Source organism: Bradyrhizobium sp. Arg237L (genome assembly GCF_029990105.1).
In the GTDB taxonomy this organism is placed as follows: Bacteria; Pseudomonadota; Alphaproteobacteria; order Rhizobiales; family Xanthobacteraceae; genus Bradyrhizobium.
The window spans coordinates 43238-64192 of the sequence record NZ_JAQMIL010000032.1; the positions used below are offsets into that span (position 1 = coordinate 43238).

The window sequence follows — 20955 nt, forward strand, 5'->3', positions numbered from 1 at the left end:
AATCGAAAGCTTTCTCGATTTGAGAGCAAGCACCGGAGTTCAGGCAAGCGCGCCGCCGAATAGTTTCGATCATGAGGACAGATCAGGGAGCTAAGCGATGAACCTCATGATTTCCGATGCCGCCCTGCGGCTTTCACCGACGGCAGGGCGCGCCAACGCTGCTGTCGAGATCCTTTTCTATGCGACCGGCGAATGCGCCCTGGGCAAGGTGCTGGTGGCCCGCAGCGGCAACGGCGTCTGCGCCATTCTGCTTGGTGCGGACTCTGGCGAACTGGAATCGGATCTCGCCGCCCGTTTTCCGGAGGCCACACTCGTCGCGAACGAGGCCATCGTCCGCGATGACCTGGCGAAGGTGATCCGTTTCGTGGACAAGCCCGCCGAAGGACTTCATCTTGCGCTCGATATGCGCGGGACGGCGCTCCAGCGCCGTGTCTGGGACAAGATGCGCTCGATTCCTGTCGGCAGGACAGTGACCTACATGGAACTCGCTCGTTGGATCAGCCCGATGGCCTCGGCCCGGGTGATCGCCGGCGCCTGCGCCGCCAATCCGATCGCACTCGCTATTCCCTGCCACCGCGTCATTCGCGCCGATGGCGATCTGGCGGGTTATCGCTGGGGCATCGAGCGCGAGCGTGAACTGATCAGGAAGGAAGCCATCGCATGACAGTCCGTTCGTCCACCATCACCCGTGTCCCCGCGGTTACGTCCGCAGAGGCACGGGTTGCCGCTTACGACTGGCAGGTGCTCGCAGGCGAGCTCGACAATTACGGCTGCGCCGTCTTGCCGAAGCTGCTTTCGCCCGAGGAGTGCCGCACCATCGCAGATATCTACCCCGACGAGAGCCATTTCCGAAGCCACATCCACATGGCGCGGCACGGCTTCGGCAAGGGCGAGTACCGCTATTTCAAATATCCGCTGCCCGAGCTCATCGGCTCCTTGCGAACCGCGCTCTACCCGCGCCTTGCAGGTGTTGCCAACGAATGGAACGCTCGGATGGGAATAAGCGAGCGCTATCCAGGCGACCATGCGTCGTTCCTCAAGCAATGCCACGACGCCGGCCAGACGCGCCCGACGCCGCTTCTGCTGCAATACGTCCCGGGTGACTTCAACTGCCTCCACCAGGATCTCTACGGCGATCTCGCATTCCCGATTCAGGTCGCGATTCTGCTCTCGCAGCCCGGCACGGACTTCGCAGGTGGCGAGTTCGTTCTGACCGAGCAGCGGCCGCGTATGCAGAGCCGCGTCGAAGTCGTGCCGCTCCGGCAGGGCGACGCAGTGGCCTTCGCGGTCCATAACCGGCCAGTGCAGGGATCGAAGGGCAATTACCGCGTGAACCTTCGTCACGGTGTGAGTCGTGTGCGCTCCGGCATGCGGCACACCGTCGGGATTATTTTTCACGACGCGACCTAAAGCGCGATGAGATGAGGATGAATCATCATCGCGCTTTAGGTTATTGTTTGAGCATGATCTCCGCGCAAACGCTTCGCGTTTGTCGCGAGGGAAAACCGCTTCACACTTTTCCGGATCATGCTTCAGCGGCGCGGCAGACGCGCTCCCGCCGAATGGAGAAGGCCATGAAACTGGTCAGGATGAGCGAGCAGAAAGTCGGCCTCCTGGTGCCTCTCTCCAGAGGCCTGCATGTGATCGACATAGCGAACAGCCTGGGTGTATTTGCGCCGCATGATCCGCTGTCAAACGGTCTTCTGAACGGCGCGCTGAAAGATGGTTGCGATTGGTCGCTGATCGTCAAGCATTGGGCTCGCTTGCGGTCGCCGCTCAAGAGGCTGGCAAACCTCGCCATAGCTAATCCAGATCATTCATGCCTGGTCATGCAGCCGTTTACAGAGCAATTCCAGATCGAAGATGCCGTCGATCAGATCGTTGCGATCGATATAACCGACACGGAACGCCTCGAAGAACAGGATCCGACGGGCCGGCGCGCCATGGCGCGACAGTTCAGTGAGCTTCCTGAGGATAAGATCAAGCGCGATGCGCCGTCGGCGACGGGAGCCGCTCAGGTCATCGACTTCTCGCATCACAAACAGATCGGCGACGCCTGATTTCCAGGTGTCTCCGCCGGAGAGATAGCAGTCGCCCGTGGCTTCTTGACTGTCGCCAATAATGCGCGAGCCGGGCTCTCGCCGATCAGCGTCACCTCCATTTTTCGATTTGAAAGCAAGGACCGGATCGGCCCAGCCATCGCCGGCTTCTATCTTGTCGCCAGAAACAAATTCGAAGGAGCGCAGGATGCGCGAAACCATCCGCTTTGCCTGGGGGAATAGTTCCCTCGGCGATTTCATGGTGGCGATGTCCGGCAAGGGGCTCGTTGCTCTCGAATTCAGCTCGAATCGCTCCGCGGCGGAGGACGCATTGCGCGTCCACTTTCCGGAGGCCGACATCATCGACAGCGAGCAGGAATTGACCGATGTCCTGTCGAAGGTGCAACACGCGATCGAAGCGCCAGGTTTCGATCCCGCAATTCCACTCGACTTGCGCGGGACGCCGTATGAAGTCGAAGTCTGGTCGATGCTGCGTGCAATACCCGTCGGCGAAACGACCAACTACGGCGCCCTGGCGGCCAAACTCGGTACCCGCGACGCACGCGGGGTGACCGAGGCGATCACCTGCAATCCTGTCGCGGTCCTCGTGCCGTGCCACCGCGTCGTCAAGAAGGACGGCTCGATCTCCGGCTATCGCTGGGGTGTCAAGCGCAAGCGCGAACTATTGGCACGCGAACGACGTCCCGGGGCATCCGAAACTCTGTGAAGGGTTGCGGCGCGTCAGGCCGCTTCGTTGGCGCGCCTCCAGACCGGAAACGGATCGGGCAGGCCGGCCCAGGCCTGCGCATCCATGCCGGGCTTTCCTTTCACGAGGCACGCATCAAGCCGTGCACGGATCGCGGCTTCATCCATGTTCGTGCCGATGAAGACGAGTTCTTGCCGGCGGTCGCCATAGAGATCGTTCCAGCTCTTCTTCAATATTCGCTGCCACTCGGGATCCTGCGGCCACCGTTCGCGCGGAATCGCTGCCCACCAGAATCCCAGGGCCTCGGTCTTGGTGATGGCGCCGGCCTGGCTCATTTCGCCGACCCACTGCGGACGCGTGGCAATCCAGAAATGGCCCTTGGCGCGAATGACCCCTGGCCAGGCGTCATGAAGGAAGTGATGGAATTTCGTGGGCTCAAACGGCCGCTGCGCGCGATAGACGAAGCTCTTGATGCCGTATTCCTCGCTCTCCGGCACATGGTCGGCAAAGCCATACAGCTCCTTGAACCACAGCGGATGCTGTTGCGCCTTCTGAAAATCGAAGCGCCCAGTATCGAGGATCCGATCGAACGGAACCTTGCTGTGAGTGGCCTCCAGGATCTCGGCTTCAGGATTGAGCGCCCGGATGATCTTGCGCGCAGCATCGCGCTGCGCTGGCGTAGCGTCATCTACCTTGTTCAGCACCACGACATCGGCAAATTCGATCTGCTCGACAAGCAAATCGACCAGCGTGCGCTGGTCGTTGTCGAGGGCCTCGCCGCGCTCGCTAAGGAAGTCGGTGGAGGAATAGTCCTTCAACAGGTTCACCGCATCGACGACCGTGACCATCGTGTCGAGCCGCGCGACGTCGGACAGGCTCTCGCCTTGCTCGGTCCGGAAATCGAACGTGGCCGCAATCGGCAGCGGCTCGGAGATGCCGGTCGATTCGATCAAGAGGTAATCGAACCTTCCGTCTTCAGCCAGCGCACGCACTTCCCTCAGCAGGTCATCGCGCAGGGTGCAGCAGATGCACCCGTTGGTCATCTCAACCAGCTTCTCGTTCGTCCGGGAAAGATTCGCACCGCCATCGCGAACGAGGTCCGCATCGATGTTCACCTCGCTCATGTCGTTCACAATCACGGCCACCTTCAGGCCGTGGCGGTTGTTGAGCACGTGGTTCAGCAAAGTTGTCTTTCCAGCCCCGAGGAAGCCGGACAAGACGGTGACGGGCAGTTTTTGCATGGAGATCGAACAGCCTTTGCAGCTCGAGGAATTTTCGCCCGGCAGAGGGCATTGGGGCATCCATATGTAATGTTATAACATTACATAATCGGAGCTGTTTTCGATTGTCAAGCTGCACCGACGGCAACGCGTGCTGCGTTGGAGCAAACGTGAGTTGGTGGAGTGGCTGGATTGTCAACTAATGCCAACGCGATCAACCAACCCGGCCATCGCGTGCGCCCCCATCACGGAATGATCAAACTCGAGGAATGTAGGAACGAAGCAGATTCGACCGCGTTGCGCTCCGCATCTGCGTAGGTCCTGCATCGGCACTTCTGGTGCGTGCTCCGAACCGGAGGTCGCTCATGTCGAAATACCCGAAAACTGCGGCCGCATTGGCCGTAGCGAGCTTGATTGCAGTCGCTGCATTGGCCGATCCACTGCCCCCAGACGCGACCTACAGGCCGCTTCCGACGCAGCCGCTTGATGTGGTGAAGGCGCTCGATGAGGCGCAGAAACCGCAGGTCATGCAGCGCCAGCAGGCCTTGTTGGAGCAGCGCTATGACCTCTCCAACCGGCCGATCGACAATGCGATGATGTCGGGCGGGCGAAAGCCCGTGCAGGACGGAGTGCGCGTCAGGCTGGCGACAGGAGTAACCTGGGACAGTCTGTCGGCGATGAGGCCGGACGAGATAAGGCAGCGCGGATTGCTGCCGGCCGGTTTCATGCCGCTGCCGCATGTCAAGCAGGCGACCGGCGGCCAGGTTTTCCCGAACCAGCAGATCGACGAAATCAACCGGCAGGAATCGCGCAACATCAGGCGCTTCGACATCGATTTCGATCTCCCCGACCAGTTCACGCCGGAGTTTCCGCCGCCGATCTTTCTCACCACCCATCCGGAACTGGGCGATGTCTCGCACGGCCAGCTTCTGACGATAAAGAACTACTATCAACTGATGATCGGCATCATCACGCCCGTGCAGATGGAGGGACTGCGCCTGTTGCTGACACCGTTCCCGCAGGAAGAGTTCAACCAGACAGAAGATCGCAAGAGCGCAGACCAAAGCCTTGGCGTCACCTGTCTCGATTGCCATGCGAATTTCCACACCAATGCGGCCTTCCACCAGACACCTGACGTGCGTCCGCAGGCGGCTCGCTTCCGCCTCGATACGGTCAGCCTCCGCGGCATGTTCAACCAGCAAATTCATGGCTCGAAACGGTCGCTGCGCTCGATCGAGGACTTCACGCAGTTCGAGCAGCGGACGGCCTATTTCAACGGCGATCACGTCAGCGCGCAGCGGAAGGGCGTGAACCTGCCCGACCGATTTGATCAGGTCCCGATGATGGCGCAGATGCAGAACATCATCGATTTCCCGCCTGCGCCAAAGCTCGACCCGCTGGGGCGGCTCGATCCCAGCAAGGCGACGCAGCAGGAACTCGCGGGAGAGCAGGTGTTCCTGGGCAAGGGGCAATGCGCGCAATGTCACATGCCGCAGACGTCGTTCCTCGACAACAACATGCACGACCTGAAGCTTGAGCGCTTCTACAATGTCGGTCAGACGGTCAATGGTCTCGTCACATTGCCTGATGGACCAATCAAGACCTTCACGTTGCGCGGCATCAAGGACTCGCCGCCCTATATGCACGACGGGCGGTTGCTGACGCTTGCCGACACGGTCGAGTTCTTCAACCTGGTGCTCGGCTTGAAGCTGACGCAGGAGGAGAAGGATTCGCTGGTGGCGTACATGCTGATGCTGTGATGCCAGTCGGGTGCCGGCGGTTGTCGTCCCGCTGAGTCGCAGAAGGAGATTGAGTGATGCGTCTTCTCACGCTCGTAACGATCGCAATTGCATTTGTTTCTCCGGCGGCTTTCGGTCAGTCGACCAATCCCGCGAGTCCCGCGCCGGGTAATCCCGGCGGCGTGCCGCCTGGCACGAGACAATCTGCACCTGGGGTGCCGGCGCCACGCCAAACCAATCAGCCGGATCGCACCTTCATTCACGCCGCCGCAGTCGGAGGATTGGCTGAGGTGGAGTTGGGCAGGCTCGCGGCGCAGAGAGCAACGAGCCGCACGGTCAGGGAATTCGCGGAGCGTATGGTCCGCGACCACAGCGCTGCCAACGACAGGCTGGGAACGCTCGCAAACACGAACGGGATTGCGCTGCCTGATAAATTCGACGAGGAACACAAGGCCATGCGCGCCAAGCTGGAGCAGTCGAGCGACGCGCAATTCGATCGTGCCTACATCGAGGGGCAAATTATCGAGCATCAGAAGACAGCCCAGCTTCTGGAATACGAGATCGGTTCAGGTGAGAACGCCGAACTGAAGAATTTTGCATCCGACCTCTTGCCGACTGTGCTGGATCATTTGCGGATGGCACAAACGATTTCCGCTGAGATGGCACATCAAGCCGCAACAGAGATGCCGCGAAAGGAGATGCCGCGCGAACGGCGCTAGCGACACTGGGATCGGAAAGTCACCTGTGGGGTTTCGATCCCTGCAACGGCACGCAATTTCGCGTCGTTACGCGAGGTGCGCGCTTTCGCCGCAATGGCGGCAGTGCCATGTGGGGCTATGCTGGGTGCATTATGACATACGTTGTCGACATCGATCCGCGCATCGCGCGCTTCTGTCTGCACGCCGGCCGCCTGCACGCAGGCACTTAGCCGGACGGCCGATCGAGCCGTCCGGGTTCTGTTCTCATCGATATCTCGAGTTCGTGGCTTCCGTGCAGGAGCCCGATTTACTTTGAACAGAAGGAACGTGCCGTGCCGCCCCCGTCAAAGACCGTCCACACCGCATCCGATGATCGCCGCCTCGAGCCCACGCGCGAAAGCGTGAGACAAGCCGAGTCGAATGTCGTGCCATTGTTCCGTGCGCCTGCGGCTACAAAAGATGATCCCGTCGACGACGACCCAGGGCCAACGGCTGCCTGAACGCCAAGGTGACAGCAATGAGCAAGAAGACCGAACCCGATCTGCCGCCGATCCTGGTGACAACGGAGGAGAAGCAGCGGTTGAGCGGGCTTGCCAACTCCAGCATGGAGCTTTTTCCGCGCGTGGCCTATTTCCTCGCGGGCGAGATGGAGCGCGCGAGCATCGCTCCTGACGACGCCGATTTGCGAGACGTGGTCCGCATGGGCTCCGCGGTCCGCTATCGTGACGACAGCACCGGCGAGGCGAGGGAGGTGGTGCTGGTCTATCCGCACGAAGCCGACATCTCGCGCAAGCGCATTTCGGTGCTGACTCCGGTCGGCGCCGCGCTGATCGGCCTGTCAGTCGGCCAGACCATCGAATTTCAAACGCCGGATCGCCGAACGCGAGCGCTGACCGTGTTGCGGGTTTCGCATTGAGCAGGAGCTTGCGACCATGCGCGACGGTGTGTTTGAGCAAGCCGGGCTGATCGTGATCTGCATCACCATCGGGCTGATCGGGCTCGTCGGCGCTCTGGCTTACCTCGCGCGGCTGTTCATGTGAGTCCGGTGGCTGTTTGAGCCTGGTGGCCGGGTTCGATCCCTGCAACGGAACGCGTTATAATCGCGCGTCGCTTAAGGCGAGGCGCTTGTCATGACACAGTGGTACTTCGTCTGGATCGAAGGTCCGCGCGGGCCTGTGCCACAAAAGTGGTCTACGGAGGGACTTTGGGGGCAGGTTACCCGTCAGGACGTGATCGTGCGCTTTACGCTGACGGAACGCGAAGCGGCGCTCTCGCTCGACGAATTGGCGAGGTTGCATCCTGTTCCCGAGGAATGAACCTTGGGGAACTCGCGAATTTAATGCGAGCGCGGGGTTGAATAGGCGAGCTCGGACCCAATGTCCCGCACTTCACATTCGTTGAAACGCGGTCGAAACGGATCGTATTTGGCGAAGAGCCGGCGACAGGATGGCAATTCGAAGAAAATCATCCAGCGACGGCACAAGTGAAGCTCCAGCGCGTCGTCGTGTTGGCGGGATGACGTCCCGCAAATGCAGGCGGCCGCCTGCGGCTTAGGCCGTTGCGCGGTGCAACCCTCCAATCCAGAGGAGCGAGGAACATGAGACTGAACTCATCCCAGGTCGAGCGGGCCTTGAGCCAATTCGATGCCCACTGCCTTCCCGACGATCACCCGGCGGTCGCCCAGTTGAACCGCTTGTTCGGTGATCACACCTACTTCCTTGACACCAACGGGCTCAACGTTCTCGAGCCCAGCGAATCAGCGGAGACGGACACGCAAATCGGCAAGATCGTGAACCTCGCCCATTGGAGCGACGACACCCTGACGAATTTGATGCCGCACGAGCCTGAACCGACCGGCGTCATCGTCAGTCTTGGCTCCAAGCACTGATCGTTCCTGATTGACCATCGTGAAAGCCCGCCTCTGGCGGGCTTTTGTTTTGCAGCCCTTGTCACGGTGCTTTTGGGGCAGCCGTGTACACGCAGCGGAAGCCGATATAGACGAGATCGAACCGCCGCATTGCATGCTATCTTGCGCCTCCAAATGGAGTGACCCTCATGCCAATCTGGGCCTGCGAACAATGCGGCGCGCAGTTTTCCGAGAGCGCCAGTTCGCCGCCGTCCTGCCGGATCTGCGAGGACGAGCGGCAGTTCGTGAACTGGAACGGGCAGGTCTGGCTCAGCCGCGAGGAACTGGCCAAGCGCTATCGTGTCGTCTGGCGCGACGATCTTGGGCTCGTTGGCATCGCGGTCGAGCCGCGCTTGGCGATCGGCCAGCGTGCGTTGCTGGTGCCGGATGGCGACGGCCTTGTGATGTGGGACTGCATCCCGCTCGCAACGCGAGAGGCGATCGACTACGTCAAGTCGCGCGGCGGGCTGAAAGCGATCGCGGTATCGCATCCGCATTTTTATGGAGCGGTGGCCGACTGGAGCGAGGCGTTCGGCAATGCACCGGTCTATCTACATGGCGACGATGCGCCATGGATCACGCGGCCGCATCCGTCGATCATGCCGTGGCGAGGAGAGGAGCTCGCGATTTCGGACGATCTTCGGCTGGTCCGCGCCGGCGGGCATTTTGCTGGCGCGAGCGTATTGCATTGGCGCACGGGCGCGGATGGCCGCGGCGCACTCCTGACCGGCGATGTGGCGCAGGTGGCGATGGATCGCCGTCACGTCAGCTTCATGTACTCCTATCCGAACTACACGCCGCTGAACGCGGTGGCAGTGCGCCGCATCGCGGAGGCGATCGCGCCGCTTGCGTTCGATCGCATTTACGGCGGCTGGTGGGGACGAAATATCGAGCACGACGCGAAGGCGGCGTTCGATGCGTCGGTCAGACGGTATCTCGATGCCATATCTTAAAGCCCCGTAGAGCATGAATCGCGCGAAGGTGGTGTTCCATTGACGTGGTCTTTGATCACATTAACGCCTTCTTAGAGCATCATCCGGAAAACTGTGACCCAGTTTCCGAAAAGATCATGCTTAGACAAAGAGATAAGATCATGGTCCGACCAGCCTGATCGGATCATGATCTGAGTGCGCTTCTCCTTAGTGTGCACGCGTAAATTGTGGGGGCGTCAGTGTCGCTGTTGGAAAATCCTCCGGAACGAACGTTGCAGGCGCTCGGGCGCGATGTGGCCGAGACGCACGTTGCGCCGGCGCTTTACGCGACAACGCTGTTTGTTTCGGCGCTACTGTTGTTCTCGATCCAACCGATGTTCGCCAAGATGGTACTGCCGAAACTCGGCGGCGCACCCGCGGTGTGGTCGGTCGCGATGGTGTTCTTTCAGACCGTCCTCCTCGCAGGCTATGCCTACGCGCATCTGCTCGGCCGCGCCTTGCCGCCGCGTCGGGCCGCCTTGGCCCATCTTGCGCTCATCGCCGTCACGGCACTCACGCTGCCGATCGCGATCGCGTCCGGCTGGGGCGCGCCTCCGGCCACCGGCATCGCGTTCTGGCTGTTCGGGCTGTTCGCTGCCTCGATCGGTTTGCCATTCTTCACATTGTCGGCGAGCGCGCCGCTGCTGCAAAGCTGGTTCGCCGCGAGCGGGCATCGGCAGGCCGGCAATCCCTACGTCCTCTATGCGGCCTCCAATCTCGGCTCGTTCGCGGCGCTGCTGGCCTATCCCGCGCTGCTGGAGCCGATGTTGACGCTGAAGATGCAAACGGCCGCCTGGTCGGTTGGGTTTGCGCTTCTTGCGCTGCTTATGGCCGCGGTAGCGCTGTCGGCCGGGCGCGGTGCGCCCGTCGCGGCCTCTGTTGTTCATCCGGGTGATGTTGCCGGAGTGACCGTTGCCGACCGTGCGCGCTGGATCGTGCTGGCGGCGATTCCGTCCGGGCTGGTGATCGCCGTGACGGCGCATCTGACGACCGATGTCGCGGCCGCACCGTTCCTCTGGGTGATTCCGCTCGCGCTCTATCTGCTCACCTTTGTTGCGGTGTTCCGCGAGCGGCCGTGGATCGCGCATTCAACGGTGGTGCGGCTGGTGCCGTTCGCAGTGATACCGCTCGCGGTCAACCTGATCGGCAACAGCAGCGCCTTTTGGGCGGTTGCGATTGTGCTCAACCTAGTTGCGTTCACGCTGCTGACGTTGCTGTGTCACGGCGAGCTCTATGCGCGCCGGCCCCATGCCCAGCGGCTGACGGAATTCTTCCTTTGTACGTCGTTCGGCGGTGTCATCGGCGGTGCCTTCGCTGGCCTGTTCGCGCCGCACATTTTCTCCGGTAATACAGAATATCCGATCCTGACCCTGCTGGCGCTGCTCGCCATTCCCGGCGCTTTTGCCGGCGGGCTGCGCAAGGCCTTGGTCGAAGCGTTGCCATGGTTGCTCGCGAGCGCGGCGCTGGGGATGATCTGGTACTTCGTGAGCTCCCAACGTCCGGCCGCGCTCGATCTGCCGATCCAAATAGGGCTGAACCTGCTGGCGGTCGTCATGCTGTTCCAACGACACAGGCCGATGAGGTTCTTCGGTCTTGCCGTGCTCGGTTTCATGTTGACCGCATTCTGGCGGCCAGGATTTGTGCCGGTCGAAACCGCGCGCAGCTTTTTCGGCGTGCATAAGGTGGTGGAGATCAACGACGGCAAGTTCCGGCTGCTCTCTCACGGCAGCACCATTCACGGCGCGCAGCGCCTGCGCAATGAGGATGGAACACCGGTCCAGGGAAAACCAGTCCCGCAAATGTACTATAATCCAGGTGGGCCGTATGCCGAAGCCATAGAGTCGGCGCGTGCCGCCCGCGGCGGATTCGACCGGGTTGCCGTCGTTGGTCTTGGCACCGGCACCCTTGCCTGCCACCAGAAACAAAAAGAACGATGGACTTTCTTCGAGATCGATCCGGAAGTTATTCGCATCGCGCGTGATCCGGCCCGCTTCGAGTTCTTGTCGCGCTGCGCGCCTGATGCCGAGATCGTGCTTGGTGATGCTCGTCTGACGCTTGCAGCCTCGCCCGACCGCTACGACCTGATCGTGCTGGACGCCTTCTCCTCGGATGCCATTCCTGCCCATCTTCTGACGCGCGAGGCTTTCTCCGCCTATCTCTCCAAGCTCACGCCGCATGGCGTGATTATCGTCCATATCACCAACCGGCATCTCGACCTTGCGCCTGAACTCGCCAACATCGCGCAGTCACAGGGGCTCGAAGCCTATTTTAAGCAGGATACCAGCGCCGATGATTTCGCGACGACGCTGAAAGCCAAGGTGCGCTTGGTGGTGCTGGCTCGCCAGCCGACGGATCTCGGCCGTATCTCCGAAGGCTGGACCCATTTGGAGCCGGACCCCTCGAGTGCGCTCTGGACGGACGATTATTCCAATATAATTGGCGCGATGCTACGGAAGAAGTTCGGCAGCTGATCCGTTCGGTGGTCGAGAGGAAGCGGCAAGACTTGATCCGTTAAATCATCACGCTATATCGACGTTTTCCCTTATCCTTGATCGGGCGAACGTATGACGAATAGCGATACCACCCCTGAATCCCAGCCGTTCCAGGCCGAGGTTGCCGAGCTCCTGCACCTGATGGTGCACTCGGTCTATTCGGAGACCGATATCTTCCTGCGCGAATTGATCTCGAACGCTTCCGATGCCTGCGACAAGCTGCGTTATGAGGCGATTGCCGCGCCGGACCTGATCGCCGACGGCGCGCCGCCGAAGATCTGGATCAGGCCGGACAAGAAGGCCGATACGTTGTCTGTGATCGACAGCGGCATCGGCATGGACCGGCAGGAGCTGATCGACAATCTCGGCACCATCGCGCGCTCCGGTACCAAGTCGTTCCTCGCGCGGCTTGCTGAGGCCAGGGACGGCACCAACCTGATCGGCCAGTTCGGCGTCGGCTTCTATGCCGCCTTCATGGTTGCCGACAGGATTGTCGTGATCAGCCGCCGCGCCGGAAGCGACCAGGCCTGGACTTGGACCTCGTCGGGCGGTAGCGGCTTCGAGATCGCGCCCGCCAGTGAGGAGGATGCCAAGCGCGTCACCCGTGGCACCGAGATCGTGCTGCATTTGAAGAAGGACGCCGCGAAATATCTCGAGACCTATGAGATCGAGCGCATCGTCCGCGCCTATTCGGATAACATCCAGTTCCCGATCGAGCTGGTGCCGGAGGAGGGGGAGCCAAGCCAGATCAATTCCGCGAGCGCGCTGTGGCAGCGGTCGAAATCGGAACTCTCGGCGGAGGATTACAGCGAAGCCTATAAATCGATCGCCGGCGCCTTCGACGAGCCCGCGATGACGCTGCATTATCGCGCCGAGGGCCGGCAGTCCTATGCCGTGCTGCTGTTTGCGCCGTCGACAAAACCGTTCGACCTGTTCGAGCCGGCGCGCAAGGGCAGGGTGAAGCTCTATGTCCGCCGCGTCTTCATCGCCGACGATGCCGATCTTCTGCCCGCGTACCTGCGCTTCATCCGCGGCGTGATCGACAGCGAGGATCTTCCGCTCAACATCTCGCGCGAGATGCTGCAGAACAACCCGCAGCTCACGCAAATCCGCAATGCCGTAACCGGCCGCGTCATCGGCGAACTCGAGCGATTGGCGGATAAGGAGCCGGACGCGTTCGCCAAGATCTGGGATGCGTTCGGCCCGGTCCTCAAGGAGGGCCTGTGGGAAGATTACGAGCGGCGCGAGAAGCTGCTGGGCCTGTCGCGCTTCACGACCACTGCGGGCGAGAACCGCTCGCTCAAGCAATATGTCGAGGCTCTCAGGCCGAACCAGACCGACATCTATTATCTCACCGGCGAAAGCATCGAGCGGTTGAAGTCGAACCCGAAGTTGGAGGCCGCGCAAGCACGCGGCGTCGAGGTGCTCTTGCTCACCGATCCCGTGGATGCGTTCTGGACTTCGGCGCCGATCGATTTCGGCGGCAAGCCGCTGAAGTCGCTGAGCCAGGGCGACGTCGATTTCAGCCTGATCCCGCCTGTGGACGACAAGACCGACGAGAAAAAGGACGAGCCGGCCGCGGATGAAGCCACGACGATCGCCGCGATCAAGGAAGCGCTCGGCGAGCGCGTCGCCGACGTCCGCGCCTCGCAGCGATTAACCTCGAGCGCTTCCTGCCTCGTCGGCGGCGGCCGCGACCGCATGCTGGAGCGCCTCCTCGCGCAACAAAACCGCGGTTCGGTGACCAAGCCGATCCTCGAAGTCAATCTGCGCCATCCTTTGGTCGCCGCGATCGCGCGCGAAAAGGATGCGGCGAGGGATTTGTCGCTGCTTCTGCTCGAGCAGGCCCAGATCCTCGAAGGCGAGCTGCCGGAGGACCCAGCCGCCTTTGCCGGCCGTCTCAACCAGCTCGTTCTGCGCGGATTGGCAAGGGCCTAGCACTCGGTCCGTAGCCCGGATGAAGCGAAGCGTAATCCGGGGAGACAGACGCACCCGCCGTCCCGGATTACGCTGCGCTCCATCCGGGCTACGGGCCTGCATCGGGGCTACGCGCAACCGATCCCAAGACCGCCCGTATCTGCTAGACAGACGCCGAAAGCGGAGCGGTCCATGGCGACGGCAGGCGGCAGCGAGATCTTCTACGGCGGCATTCCGGTGTTCCGCGGCTTTGCGCGCCTGATGGAGCCGTCGCTGTATTCGCCTTTGCCCGACGATTGGAGCATCGGCGTCGCCGACATCGTGGAATCGACCAGGGCGATCGCCGCAAAGCGCTACAAGGCGGTCAACATGGCGGGCGCGGCTGTCATCGCCGGCGTTACCAATGCACTTGGTGGCCGCGAATTCCCCTTCGTCTTCGGCGGCGACGGCGCGAGCTTTGCTGTCGCGCCCGCCGATCTCGACGCCGCGCGCGGAGCGCTGGCAGCGACCGCGACCTGGGTGAAGGACGATCTCGACCTCATCATGCGCGTGGCGCTGGTGCCGATCGAAGCAATCCGTGCGCAAGGCCTTGACGTTCGCGTCGCGCGCTTCGGACCGTCGGCCAATCTCTCGTATGCAATGTTCTCCGGCGGCGGGCTTGGCTTCGCGGAAGGTGCGATGAAGCGGGGTGAATTTGCCGTCGCGCGGGCGTCGCCGGGCACGCAGCCCGATCTCAGCGGACTCTCCTGCCGCTTCGAGGAGATCCCTTCCGCGCGCGGCGTGATCCTGTCCGTGCTGGTGATGCCGGCGAAGGGCGGCGATCCGCATGCCTTCCGCAAGGTGATCGAGGAGATCATCGCTCTCGCCGAGCAGAGTCCGGATGCTGGCCGCCCGGTGCCGTCGGGCGGGCCCGCGTTGCGCTGGCCGCCGCAGGGCCTCGACTTCGAGGCGCGTACCAAGCGCGGCGGTCCGCTGTTTGCGCGGCGCGTCCTGGTGCTCGCCGTCACGCTATGGGTCTACACCATCATGCGCTTCGGCATTTCGGTCGGCAAATTCGTGCCGAAGGACTATGTGCGGCAGGTGGTCGAGAATTCCGACTTCCGCAAATATGACGACGGCTTGCGGATGATCCTCGACTGCAGCGAGGAACTGGCGCAGGCGCTCGCCGGACGTCTCGCACAGGCCTCGGCCAACGGCGTCGTGAATTATGGCCTGCACCGGCAGCATGCCGCGATGATGACCTGCTTCACCCCGTCGGCGATGCGCAGCGACCACGTGCATTTCATCGACGGCGCCCGCGGCGGCTACGCCTCCGCCTCGTCAGCCATGAAGGCGATGCAGATCTGAAGATTTAGCGCCCGACCCGCGTCCAGCTTTCGCCGCCGCAGAGTGCGCCGACGCAGCCCTCGACCCGTAGCGTGTCGGGGCCGGCGAGCGAAATGCTGCTCGCATAGGTGCCGCCGTCGTCGGCGTTGTAGATTTGGCCCGTCCACTTGCCGCCGGCCGGCCGCATGCCCGAAAACAGTGGCAGCCCGATGATCGGACGGGTGGTGAGCGCCGGATTCGGGTTCTTGTTGTCGACCTGCGGCCTGCCGGTTGCGGGGTCGATCGGCTCGCGCAGGGAGACGATCACGCCGCAAATCCCGCCGCCGCATTTGCTGACCTTGACGCGGGCGTCGCCCGCCTGCGTCTGCCAGGTGCCGGATGGATCGGCCGCGTTCTGCGCGCGCGCCGTTGGTGCGGCCAGTAATACCGCCAGCATCGCTGCGATGAGAGCTGATCTGCAAGCCATGATTCGTTCCCCAAAAAGCACGCCTGCATAGCAACAAATCGGCTTTGTGCAATCTCACTTCCGCGCGTCGGCGCGCGATCATTTGCCCCAGTGATGCGCATGCGTCACTGCGTGGCCGCCCTGAAGATTGCCGGAAGATGATGTCCGGCATCTTACGGACGGCGCAAGCCACGCGCACCTCATGCAGGGATCACCACGGCAGGCCGCACAGGTCGATGGTCCCCGTATCAGGCGCGCGCTTGATGTCGAATACGAACGGCGTCATCGCCTCAAAGCGGACGCGTCCGCCCGGCTGCTCGCAATAGAGCTCGCCGGTGAAGGGCCTCCAGCCACGCGCCTGGTAGAACGCGAAATTGTGCGGCTCGCAGAACAACAGCATGAAGCGCGCCGCCTCATTGGCGCGCACGGTCTCGACCGCGGCGTTGAGCGCGATCGAGGCATAGCCGCGGCGCCGGCAGTCCTCGCGGGTGGCAACCCCGCCGATGCCGGCGATATGGATCCGGTGCCCGTTCCAGATGATGGTGCGGAAATAGATGCCGACGTGGCAACCGACGCCGCCCTCAGGCGCGTCAATCAAGACGCGCAGGTCGGCACTAGCCCACTTGATATGGCCCCACGGCAATTTCGCGATCGCGTCGGGCGGCCAGACCGCCCGAAACAGCGGCTCGACCGTCTTCCAGGAAGCATCGCCGTTGAGGATTTCGATCTCGATGCTCACTTGAGTGCGTCCTTGCATTCCATTGGCGCGATCTTACTCGCACAAACGGGAAAACGCACCTGGGCCCGCGCCCCGCCGCTCCGAGTCGATCTTAAGCATTTCATTCCCAACAATATTTTGGAGTTGGTTCGTTGCGCTGACGTTTTGCAGATCGCCTGCAGGGCCTGCATGCCTGCGCCGAAAATGCGGTGTTTAACTGTGATGGAACCTTCTATAAGAGGTCTCCGTTAGTGTCGTCTCCCCTCATGTTGGACATCACACCATGACTTTCACGCTACCCGACCTCCCCTACGCCCACGACGCCCTGGCGCCCTACATGTCGAAGGAAACGCTGGAGTACCATCACGACAAGCATCATCAGGCTTACGTGACCAACGGCAACAACGCGATCAAAGGGACCGAATTCGAGGGCAAGTCCCTCGAGGAGATCGTGAAGGGCTCGTACAACAAGAACGCGGCCGTCTTCAACAATGCCGGCCAGCACTACAACCACATTCACTTCTGGAAGTGGATGAAGCCGAATGGCGGCGGCAGCAAGCTGCCGGGCCGTCTCGAGAAGAAGATCAACGAGGACCTCGGCGGCTTCGAGAAGTTCAAGGCCGATTTCGCCGCCGCCGGTGTCGGCCAGTTCGGCTCTGGCTGGGCCTGGCTGCAGGTCAAGGGTGGCAAGCTCGAGATCTCCAAGACGCCGAACGGCGAGAACCCGCTGGTCCATGGCGCGGTCCCGATCCTGGGCGTCGACGTCTGGGAGCACTCCTACTACATCGACTACCGTAACCGCCGTCCCGACTATCTGAAAGCGTTCGTCGACAACCTCGTGAACTGGGACTACGTCGACGAACTGTTCGGCAAGGCGTGATCTTCAAATAGCGTCAATCATGCACGACGTCTCGACCCTCCCCTGAAAGGGGAGGGTCGGTTCGCATGTAGCGAAGCGTAATGCGAACCGGGGAGGGGTCAACTCTTTCCACTCGGGCATCGTCTCAGCGGAGAGACCTGACCCCTCCCCGCCGCTCATTTCATTCGCGTCGACCCTAGAGCGAGCTTCGCTCGTCTCGACCCCTTTCAGGGGAGGGTGCAATCCCTCTCGACGGCACACCTGCGGGGCAGTGGTGGGAACGGCAGCAAGCTATTTTCTGGTCTTCTTCGGCGGCGGCCTGGGTGCGATGCTGCGTCATTTCATCAATCTCGCCTGCGGCCGCAGCCTCGGCACAGATTTTCCCTACGGCACCTTCATCATCAACATCACCGGTTCGACCGTGATGGGCCTGATTGCGGGTTATCTCGCCTTCAAGGGCGAGGCGTCGCAGCCGTGGCGGCTGTTCCTGATGACCGGCATCCTCGGCGGCTACACCACCTTCTCCGCCTTCTCACTCGACGCCGCGCTGCTCTACGAACGCGGCGAACTCGCGCTCGCAGCGTTCTACGTGCTCGGCTCGGTCGCGCTATCGATCGCCGGCCTGTTCGCCGGACTGGCCATCGTCCGCCACCTCACATGAACCGCTCCGTCATTCCGGGACGCGGCTCTTGGCGCGAACTATGATGTGCAATTGCACATCAGAGAATCCATCGGGCCGCATAGGCAGGCGGTGAAATGGATTCCGGGCTCGATGCTGTCGCATCGCCCCGGAATGACGAATGGAGGGAGCGCCGCATCGATGCATGGCCATAGCCTGCGCGCGCATGGATGCATGGCCAGCTTCCGTTTGCGTCGCCTTTGTGACGGGACTAAGCAGGATGGAAATTCTCACCCCGCCTTGGCCCCATTGCCTTGTCAGATGCACCGCTAAAGGATCCGCCGCCGGCCGATGACGTCGCGGAGGCCGAGTCGCCGCCCGGCCGTGTGCGCAAGCCGATCGGCTGGTCGATGATCTCAATCCTCGTGCTGGTTCTGGTCTGTGCGGCGCTGGTCTATCGGCGTGACGGCGCCGATGGCGTGATCGAGATCCTCACCCACGACCTCTCGCTGTTCGGCGGCATCCTGCCGCGCGTGCTCGCGGGCTGCCTGCTCGGCGCGTTCATCGCGGAAATTCTGCCGCACGAAAAAGTCTCGCGCTCGCTCGGACCGAAGTCGGGATTGAAAGGCCTTCTGATCGGCACCGCCTTCGGCGCGATCCTGCCGGGCGGTCCCTTCACCGCCTATCCGGTGGCGGCTGCACTGCTGACCGTCGGAGCCGATTTCGGCGCGACGATCGCGATGGTGGTGAGCTGGACCTTGATCGGTTACGGCCGCGCGGTCGCCTGGGAATTGCCGATCATGGGCACCGAGTTCACGCTGTGGCGGATCGTGATCTCGCTGCCGCTGCCGGTGCTCGCCGGCGCTCTCGGCCGCTTCGTCTATGCCCGCGTCTATCCGAACGGCGCGCCGGAATGAGCGCCGCACTCCTGATCGACATCCTGCTGTGGGGCTCGGTCGCCGGCGTCGGCTTCATCGCCTGGCGCCGCGGACGCACGGTGCTGGTGTCGTCGTTGCGCGAAGGTTCGCTCGAATTTGCCAACATCATGCCGCGGATCGCGATCGGCGTGGTCGGGTCGGGCTATATCGCCGCGGTGATCCCGCAAGAGATCATCACCGGCTGGCTCGGGCCGGACAGCGGCTGGCTCGGCGTGCTGACCGCCGTCATCGCGGGCGCGGCGACCCCGGGCGGGCCGGTGGTCGGTTTTTCCATCGGCGCGGTGGCGCTGAAGGCCGGCGGCGGTCCACCCCAGGTGATCGCCTATGTCGTCGCCTGGGCGTTGTTCGCTTTCCAAAGGGTGATCCTGTGGGAAATCCCGTTCATGCCGGCCCGCTTCGTCTGGTTCCGCGCCGCCGTCTCGGTGCCGTTTCCGTTCCTGGCCGCCGCCATCGCGATGGCGATCGGCAAACCGTGAACTTCCAGCAGGTGGACTCGCGTAATGTTATAATGTAACGTTCCACTAAATGGCCCACGCACAGCCCCATACCCACGACCACGTCCATGGACATGCTCACGACCATGTCGCCCACAGCCATGGTCCGGCAATGCCGCATCCGGCGCAGGCCGCGACCTGGTCGATCCTGCGCATGACCGTCGCAGCGCGCCTTGCGGCAGCGCTCGCGGTCTGTGCCGGCCTGTGGGCCTTCGTGCTGCTGGCGATGAGGTAAGCGATGGCGGCACAACTGCAATTCCGCAACGTCACGCTTGGCTATGACCGCCATCCGGCGGTGCATCATTTGAACGGCGAGGTGGCCTCCGGCGCGCTGCTCGCGCTGATCGGCCCGAACGGCGCCGGCAAGTCGACGCTCTTGCGCGGCATCACCGGCATCCTGAAGCCGCTCTCCGGTTCGATCCATCTCGGCGGCCTCGACCACAGGGATATCGCCTATCTGCCGCAGTCGGCCGAGATCGACCGCAGCTTCCCGATCTCGGTGTTCGATTTCGTCGGCACCGGCCTGTGGCGCGGCATCGGCCTGTTCGGCGGCATCGGCAAGGACGCGCGCGAGAAGATCCTTGCTTCGATCGCCGCGGTCGGCCTCAACGGCTTCGAGAACCGGCCGATCGGTACGCTCTCCGGCGGCCAGATGCAGCGCATGCTGTTCGCGCGGGTGCTGCTACAGAATGCGCGATTGATCGTGCTCGACGAGCCCTTCAACGCCATCGACGCCAAGACCACCGCCGACCTGCTGGCGCTGGTCAAGCGCTGGCACGGCGAGGGGCGCACGGTGCTGGCGGCGCTGCACGACCTCGACATGGTGCGCGCCAATTTCCCGGAAACGCTGCTGCTGGCGCGCGGGCCGGTGGCGTGGGGGCCGACCGCCGAGGTGCTGACGCCGGACAACCTCACGGTGGCGATGCGGATGTGCGAAGCCTTCGACGACCGTGCCGCCGCCTGCGTCGTGGACACTTCGCGCGCCGCCTGATGCCATGCTCACCGACGCGCTGATCGCGCCCTTCACCGAGTTCGAGTTCATGCGCCGCGCGCTCGCCGCTGTGGTCGCGCTGTCGCTCGGTGCCGCACCGATCGGCGTATTCCTGATGCTGCGGCGGATGAGCCTGGTCGGCGACGCCATGGCGCATGCGATCCTGCCGGGCGCGGCGATCGGCTTCCTGCTCTCCGGGCTCAACCTGTTCGCGATGACGGTTGGCGGTCTGGTCGCGGGATTTGCGGTGGCACTGCTGGCCGGCCTCGTCGCCCGCAACACCGAGCTGAAGGAGGACGCCTCGCTCGCCACCTTCTATCTGGTCTCGCTGGCGCTCGGCGTCACCATTGTTTCGATCAAGGGCACCAATATCGACCTGCTGCACGTGCTGTTCGGCGACATTCTCGCGATGGACAACCAGACGCTTCTGGTGATCACCTTCAACGCCACCATCACGCTGCTGGTGCTCGCGGTGATCTATCGGCCGCTGGTGATCGAGTGCGTCGATCCGGTGTTCCTGCGCACCGTCAGCCGCGCCGGCGCGCCGGCGCATCTGGCGTTCCTGGCGCTGGTCGTGGTCAACCTCGTCAACGGCTTTCATGCGCTCGGCACGCTGCTCGGCGTCGGGTTGATGATCCTGCCGGCCGGCATCGCCCGGTTCTGGTCGCGCGACATCACCGGCATGATCTGCATCGCGGTCGCAAGCGCGATGCTTTCGGGCTATGCCGGGCTGGTGCTGTCGTTCCAGACGCGGATTCCCTCAGGCCCCGCGATCATCCTGGTCGCGGCCGGGCTCTATCTGGCCTCGCTCCTGTTCGGCAATGTCGGCGGACTGGTCCGCCAGATGTTCCCCGGCCGGCATCTGGAGGCTTAGCGG

At 62.7% G+C, this 20955-nt stretch carries 23 protein-coding genes; 20 read left to right on the top strand and 3 right to left on the bottom strand.

What is annotated here, in order from left to right; translation table 11 throughout:
- The first annotated feature begins 97 nt into the window (after positions 1-97).
- The 4 genes from OZ411_RS20525 to OZ411_RS20540 all read left to right on the top strand — a co-directional run bounded on the left by OZ411_RS20525 (position 98) and on the right by OZ411_RS20540 (position 2766).
- Positions 98-664 carry a methylated-DNA--[protein]-cysteine S-methyltransferase gene (locus OZ411_RS20525; protein ID WP_282529410.1) on the top strand — a complete coding sequence of 189 codons (567 nt, stop codon included), beginning with the start codon at positions 98-100 and terminating at the stop codon, positions 662-664.
- Positions 661-1410 carry a 2OG-Fe(II) oxygenase gene (locus tag OZ411_RS20530; protein ID WP_282529411.1) on the top strand — a complete coding sequence of 250 codons (750 nt, stop codon included), beginning with the start codon at positions 661-663 and terminating at the stop codon, positions 1408-1410. The genes OZ411_RS20525 and OZ411_RS20530 overlap by 4 nt, the downstream gene beginning before the upstream one ends.
- A 164-nt stretch (positions 1411-1574) precedes the next feature.
- A complete protein-coding gene (locus OZ411_RS20535) occupies positions 1575-2060 on the top strand; it encodes a hypothetical protein (protein WP_282529412.1) in 486 nt (161 codons plus the stop codon).
- A gap of 187 nt (positions 2061-2247) precedes the next feature.
- Positions 2248-2766 (top strand): methylated-DNA--[protein]-cysteine S-methyltransferase, encoded by a 519-nt coding sequence (locus OZ411_RS20540; protein WP_282529413.1) that lies wholly within the window; start codon positions 2248-2250, stop codon positions 2764-2766.
- A gap of 14 nt (positions 2767-2780) precedes the next feature.
- On the opposite strand, the gene zigA is transcribed toward OZ411_RS20540, so the two are convergent.
- Complete coding sequence (gene zigA / locus OZ411_RS20545) at positions 2781-3986, bottom strand: zinc metallochaperone GTPase ZigA (RefSeq protein WP_282529414.1); 1206 nt, start codon at positions 3984-3986, stop codon at positions 2781-2783.
- A gap of 344 nt (positions 3987-4330) precedes the next feature.
- On the opposite strand from zigA, the gene OZ411_RS20550 reads away from it, so the two are divergent.
- From OZ411_RS20550 to OZ411_RS20590, 9 genes are all read left to right on the top strand, one after another.
- Complete coding sequence (locus OZ411_RS20550) at positions 4331-5725, top strand: cytochrome B6 (RefSeq protein ID WP_282529415.1); 1395 nt, start codon at positions 4331-4333, stop codon at positions 5723-5725.
- 56 nt (positions 5726-5781) lie between these two features.
- Entirely contained in the window at positions 5782-6423 is a 642-nt protein-coding gene (locus OZ411_RS20555; RefSeq protein WP_282529416.1) for a DUF4142 domain-containing protein, read from the top strand.
- Between the two features lie 496 nt (positions 6424-6919).
- Positions 6920-7318 carry a nucleoside diphosphate kinase regulator gene (rnk, locus tag OZ411_RS20560; RefSeq protein ID WP_282529417.1) on the top strand — a complete coding sequence of 133 codons (399 nt, stop codon included), beginning with the start codon at positions 6920-6922 and terminating at the stop codon, positions 7316-7318.
- 214 nt (positions 7319-7532) lie between these two features.
- Entirely contained in the window at positions 7533-7718 is a 186-nt protein-coding gene (locus tag OZ411_RS20565) for a hypothetical protein (RefSeq protein WP_130225404.1), read from the top strand.
- A gap of 281 nt (positions 7719-7999) precedes the next feature.
- On the top strand, positions 8000-8290 hold the full coding sequence (locus tag OZ411_RS20570) for a hypothetical protein (RefSeq protein WP_130577919.1): 291 nt from the start codon (positions 8000-8002) through the stop codon (positions 8288-8290).
- A gap of 167 nt (positions 8291-8457) precedes the next feature.
- A complete protein-coding gene (locus OZ411_RS20575) occupies positions 8458-9261 on the top strand; it encodes an MBL fold metallo-hydrolase (RefSeq protein WP_282529418.1) in 804 nt (267 codons plus the stop codon).
- 218 nt (positions 9262-9479) lie between these two features.
- Positions 9480-11750 (top strand): fused MFS/spermidine synthase, encoded by a 2271-nt coding sequence (locus tag OZ411_RS20580; protein WP_282529419.1) that lies wholly within the window; start codon positions 9480-9482, stop codon positions 11748-11750.
- A gap of 93 nt (positions 11751-11843) precedes the next feature.
- Complete coding sequence (htpG, locus tag OZ411_RS20585) at positions 11844-13709, top strand: molecular chaperone HtpG (RefSeq protein ID WP_130577922.1); 1866 nt, start codon at positions 11844-11846, stop codon at positions 13707-13709.
- 171 nt (positions 13710-13880) lie between these two features.
- Positions 13881-15035, top strand: coding sequence for a DUF3095 domain-containing protein (locus tag OZ411_RS20590; protein WP_282529420.1), 1155 nt, complete (start codon positions 13881-13883; stop codon positions 15033-15035).
- Between the two features lie 4 nt (positions 15036-15039).
- Here OZ411_RS20590 and OZ411_RS20595 read toward each other — a convergent pair whose 3' ends face one another.
- On the bottom strand, positions 15040-15480 hold the full coding sequence (locus OZ411_RS20595; protein ID WP_282529421.1) for a DUF2147 domain-containing protein: 441 nt from the start codon (positions 15478-15480) through the stop codon (positions 15040-15042).
- A gap of 190 nt (positions 15481-15670) precedes the next feature.
- Positions 15671-16198 (bottom strand): GNAT family N-acetyltransferase, encoded by a 528-nt coding sequence (locus OZ411_RS20600; RefSeq protein ID WP_282529422.1) that lies wholly within the window; start codon positions 16196-16198, stop codon positions 15671-15673.
- 262 nt (positions 16199-16460) lie between these two features.
- On the opposite strand from OZ411_RS20600, the gene OZ411_RS20605 reads away from it, so the two are divergent.
- The 7 genes from OZ411_RS20605 to OZ411_RS20635 all read left to right on the top strand — a co-directional run bounded on the left by OZ411_RS20605 (position 16461) and on the right by OZ411_RS20635 (position 20952).
- Positions 16461-17057: a superoxide dismutase gene (locus OZ411_RS20605; protein WP_028163018.1), complete on the top strand. Its 597-nt coding sequence runs from the start codon at positions 16461-16463 to the stop codon at positions 17055-17057.
- A gap of 253 nt (positions 17058-17310) precedes the next feature.
- Positions 17311-17697, top strand: a complete 387-nt coding sequence (gene crcB / locus OZ411_RS20610; protein WP_130577927.1) for a fluoride efflux transporter CrcB — start codon at positions 17311-17313, stop codon at positions 17695-17697.
- 272 nt (positions 17698-17969) lie between these two features.
- Positions 17970-18572 (top strand): permease, encoded by a 603-nt coding sequence (locus OZ411_RS20615; RefSeq protein WP_282529423.1) that lies wholly within the window; start codon positions 17970-17972, stop codon positions 18570-18572.
- Positions 18569-19069 carry a hypothetical protein gene (locus OZ411_RS20620; protein WP_130577929.1) on the top strand — a complete coding sequence of 167 codons (501 nt, stop codon included), beginning with the start codon at positions 18569-18571 and terminating at the stop codon, positions 19067-19069. Before OZ411_RS20615 ends, OZ411_RS20620 begins: the two co-directional genes overlap by 4 nt.
- Before the next feature lie 49 nt (positions 19070-19118).
- Positions 19119-19322, top strand: a complete 204-nt coding sequence (locus tag OZ411_RS20625; protein ID WP_282529424.1) for a hypothetical protein — start codon at positions 19119-19121, stop codon at positions 19320-19322.
- Between the two features lie 3 nt (positions 19323-19325).
- A complete protein-coding gene (locus OZ411_RS20630; RefSeq protein WP_282529425.1) occupies positions 19326-20078 on the top strand; it encodes an ABC transporter ATP-binding protein in 753 nt (250 codons plus the stop codon).
- Positions 20079-20082: 4 nt separating this feature from the next.
- Positions 20083-20952, top strand: a complete 870-nt coding sequence (locus OZ411_RS20635) for a metal ABC transporter permease (RefSeq protein WP_282529426.1) — start codon at positions 20083-20085, stop codon at positions 20950-20952.
- Positions 20953-20955 lie beyond the last annotated feature (3 nt).

Excerpts from the sequence above, each read along its gene's own strand:
- OZ411_RS20525 (WP_282529410.1), top strand. The coding sequence starts at position 98 with ATGAACCTCATGATTTCCGATGCCGCCCTGCGGCTTTCACCGACGGCA.
- OZ411_RS20530 (WP_282529411.1), top strand. The coding sequence starts at position 661 with ATGACAGTCCGTTCGTCCACCATCACCCGTGTCCCCGCGGTTACGTCC.
- OZ411_RS20535 (WP_282529412.1), top strand. The coding sequence starts at position 1,575 with ATGAAACTGGTCAGGATGAGCGAGCAGAAAGTCGGCCTCCTGGTGCCT.
- OZ411_RS20540 (WP_282529413.1), top strand. The coding sequence starts at position 2,248 with ATGCGCGAAACCATCCGCTTTGCCTGGGGGAATAGTTCCCTCGGCGAT.
- zigA (WP_282529414.1), bottom strand. The coding sequence starts at position 3,986 with ATGCAAAAACTGCCCGTCACCGTCTTGTCCGGCTTCCTCGGGGCTGGA.
- OZ411_RS20550 (WP_282529415.1), top strand. The coding sequence starts at position 4,331 with ATGTCGAAATACCCGAAAACTGCGGCCGCATTGGCCGTAGCGAGCTTG.
- OZ411_RS20555 (WP_282529416.1), top strand. The coding sequence starts at position 5,782 with ATGCGTCTTCTCACGCTCGTAACGATCGCAATTGCATTTGTTTCTCCG.
- rnk (WP_282529417.1), top strand. The coding sequence starts at position 6,920 with ATGAGCAAGAAGACCGAACCCGATCTGCCGCCGATCCTGGTGACAACG.
- OZ411_RS20565 (WP_130225404.1), top strand. The coding sequence starts at position 7,533 with ATGACACAGTGGTACTTCGTCTGGATCGAAGGTCCGCGCGGGCCTGTG.
- OZ411_RS20570 (WP_130577919.1), top strand. The coding sequence starts at position 8,000 with ATGAGACTGAACTCATCCCAGGTCGAGCGGGCCTTGAGCCAATTCGAT.
- OZ411_RS20575 (WP_282529418.1), top strand. The coding sequence starts at position 8,458 with ATGCCAATCTGGGCCTGCGAACAATGCGGCGCGCAGTTTTCCGAGAGC.
- htpG (WP_130577922.1), top strand. The coding sequence starts at position 11,844 with ATGACGAATAGCGATACCACCCCTGAATCCCAGCCGTTCCAGGCCGAG.
- OZ411_RS20590 (WP_282529420.1), top strand. The coding sequence starts at position 13,881 with ATGGCGACGGCAGGCGGCAGCGAGATCTTCTACGGCGGCATTCCGGTG.
- OZ411_RS20595 (WP_282529421.1), bottom strand. The coding sequence starts at position 15,480 with ATGGCTTGCAGATCAGCTCTCATCGCAGCGATGCTGGCGGTATTACTG.
- OZ411_RS20605 (WP_028163018.1), top strand. The coding sequence starts at position 16,461 with ATGACTTTCACGCTACCCGACCTCCCCTACGCCCACGACGCCCTGGCG.
- OZ411_RS20620 (WP_130577929.1), top strand. The coding sequence starts at position 18,569 with ATGAGCGCCGCACTCCTGATCGACATCCTGCTGTGGGGCTCGGTCGCC.
- OZ411_RS20625 (WP_282529424.1), top strand. The coding sequence starts at position 19,119 with ATGGCCCACGCACAGCCCCATACCCACGACCACGTCCATGGACATGCT.
- OZ411_RS20630 (WP_282529425.1), top strand. The coding sequence starts at position 19,326 with ATGGCGGCACAACTGCAATTCCGCAACGTCACGCTTGGCTATGACCGC.
- OZ411_RS20635 (WP_282529426.1), top strand. The coding sequence starts at position 20,083 with ATGCTCACCGACGCGCTGATCGCGCCCTTCACCGAGTTCGAGTTCATG.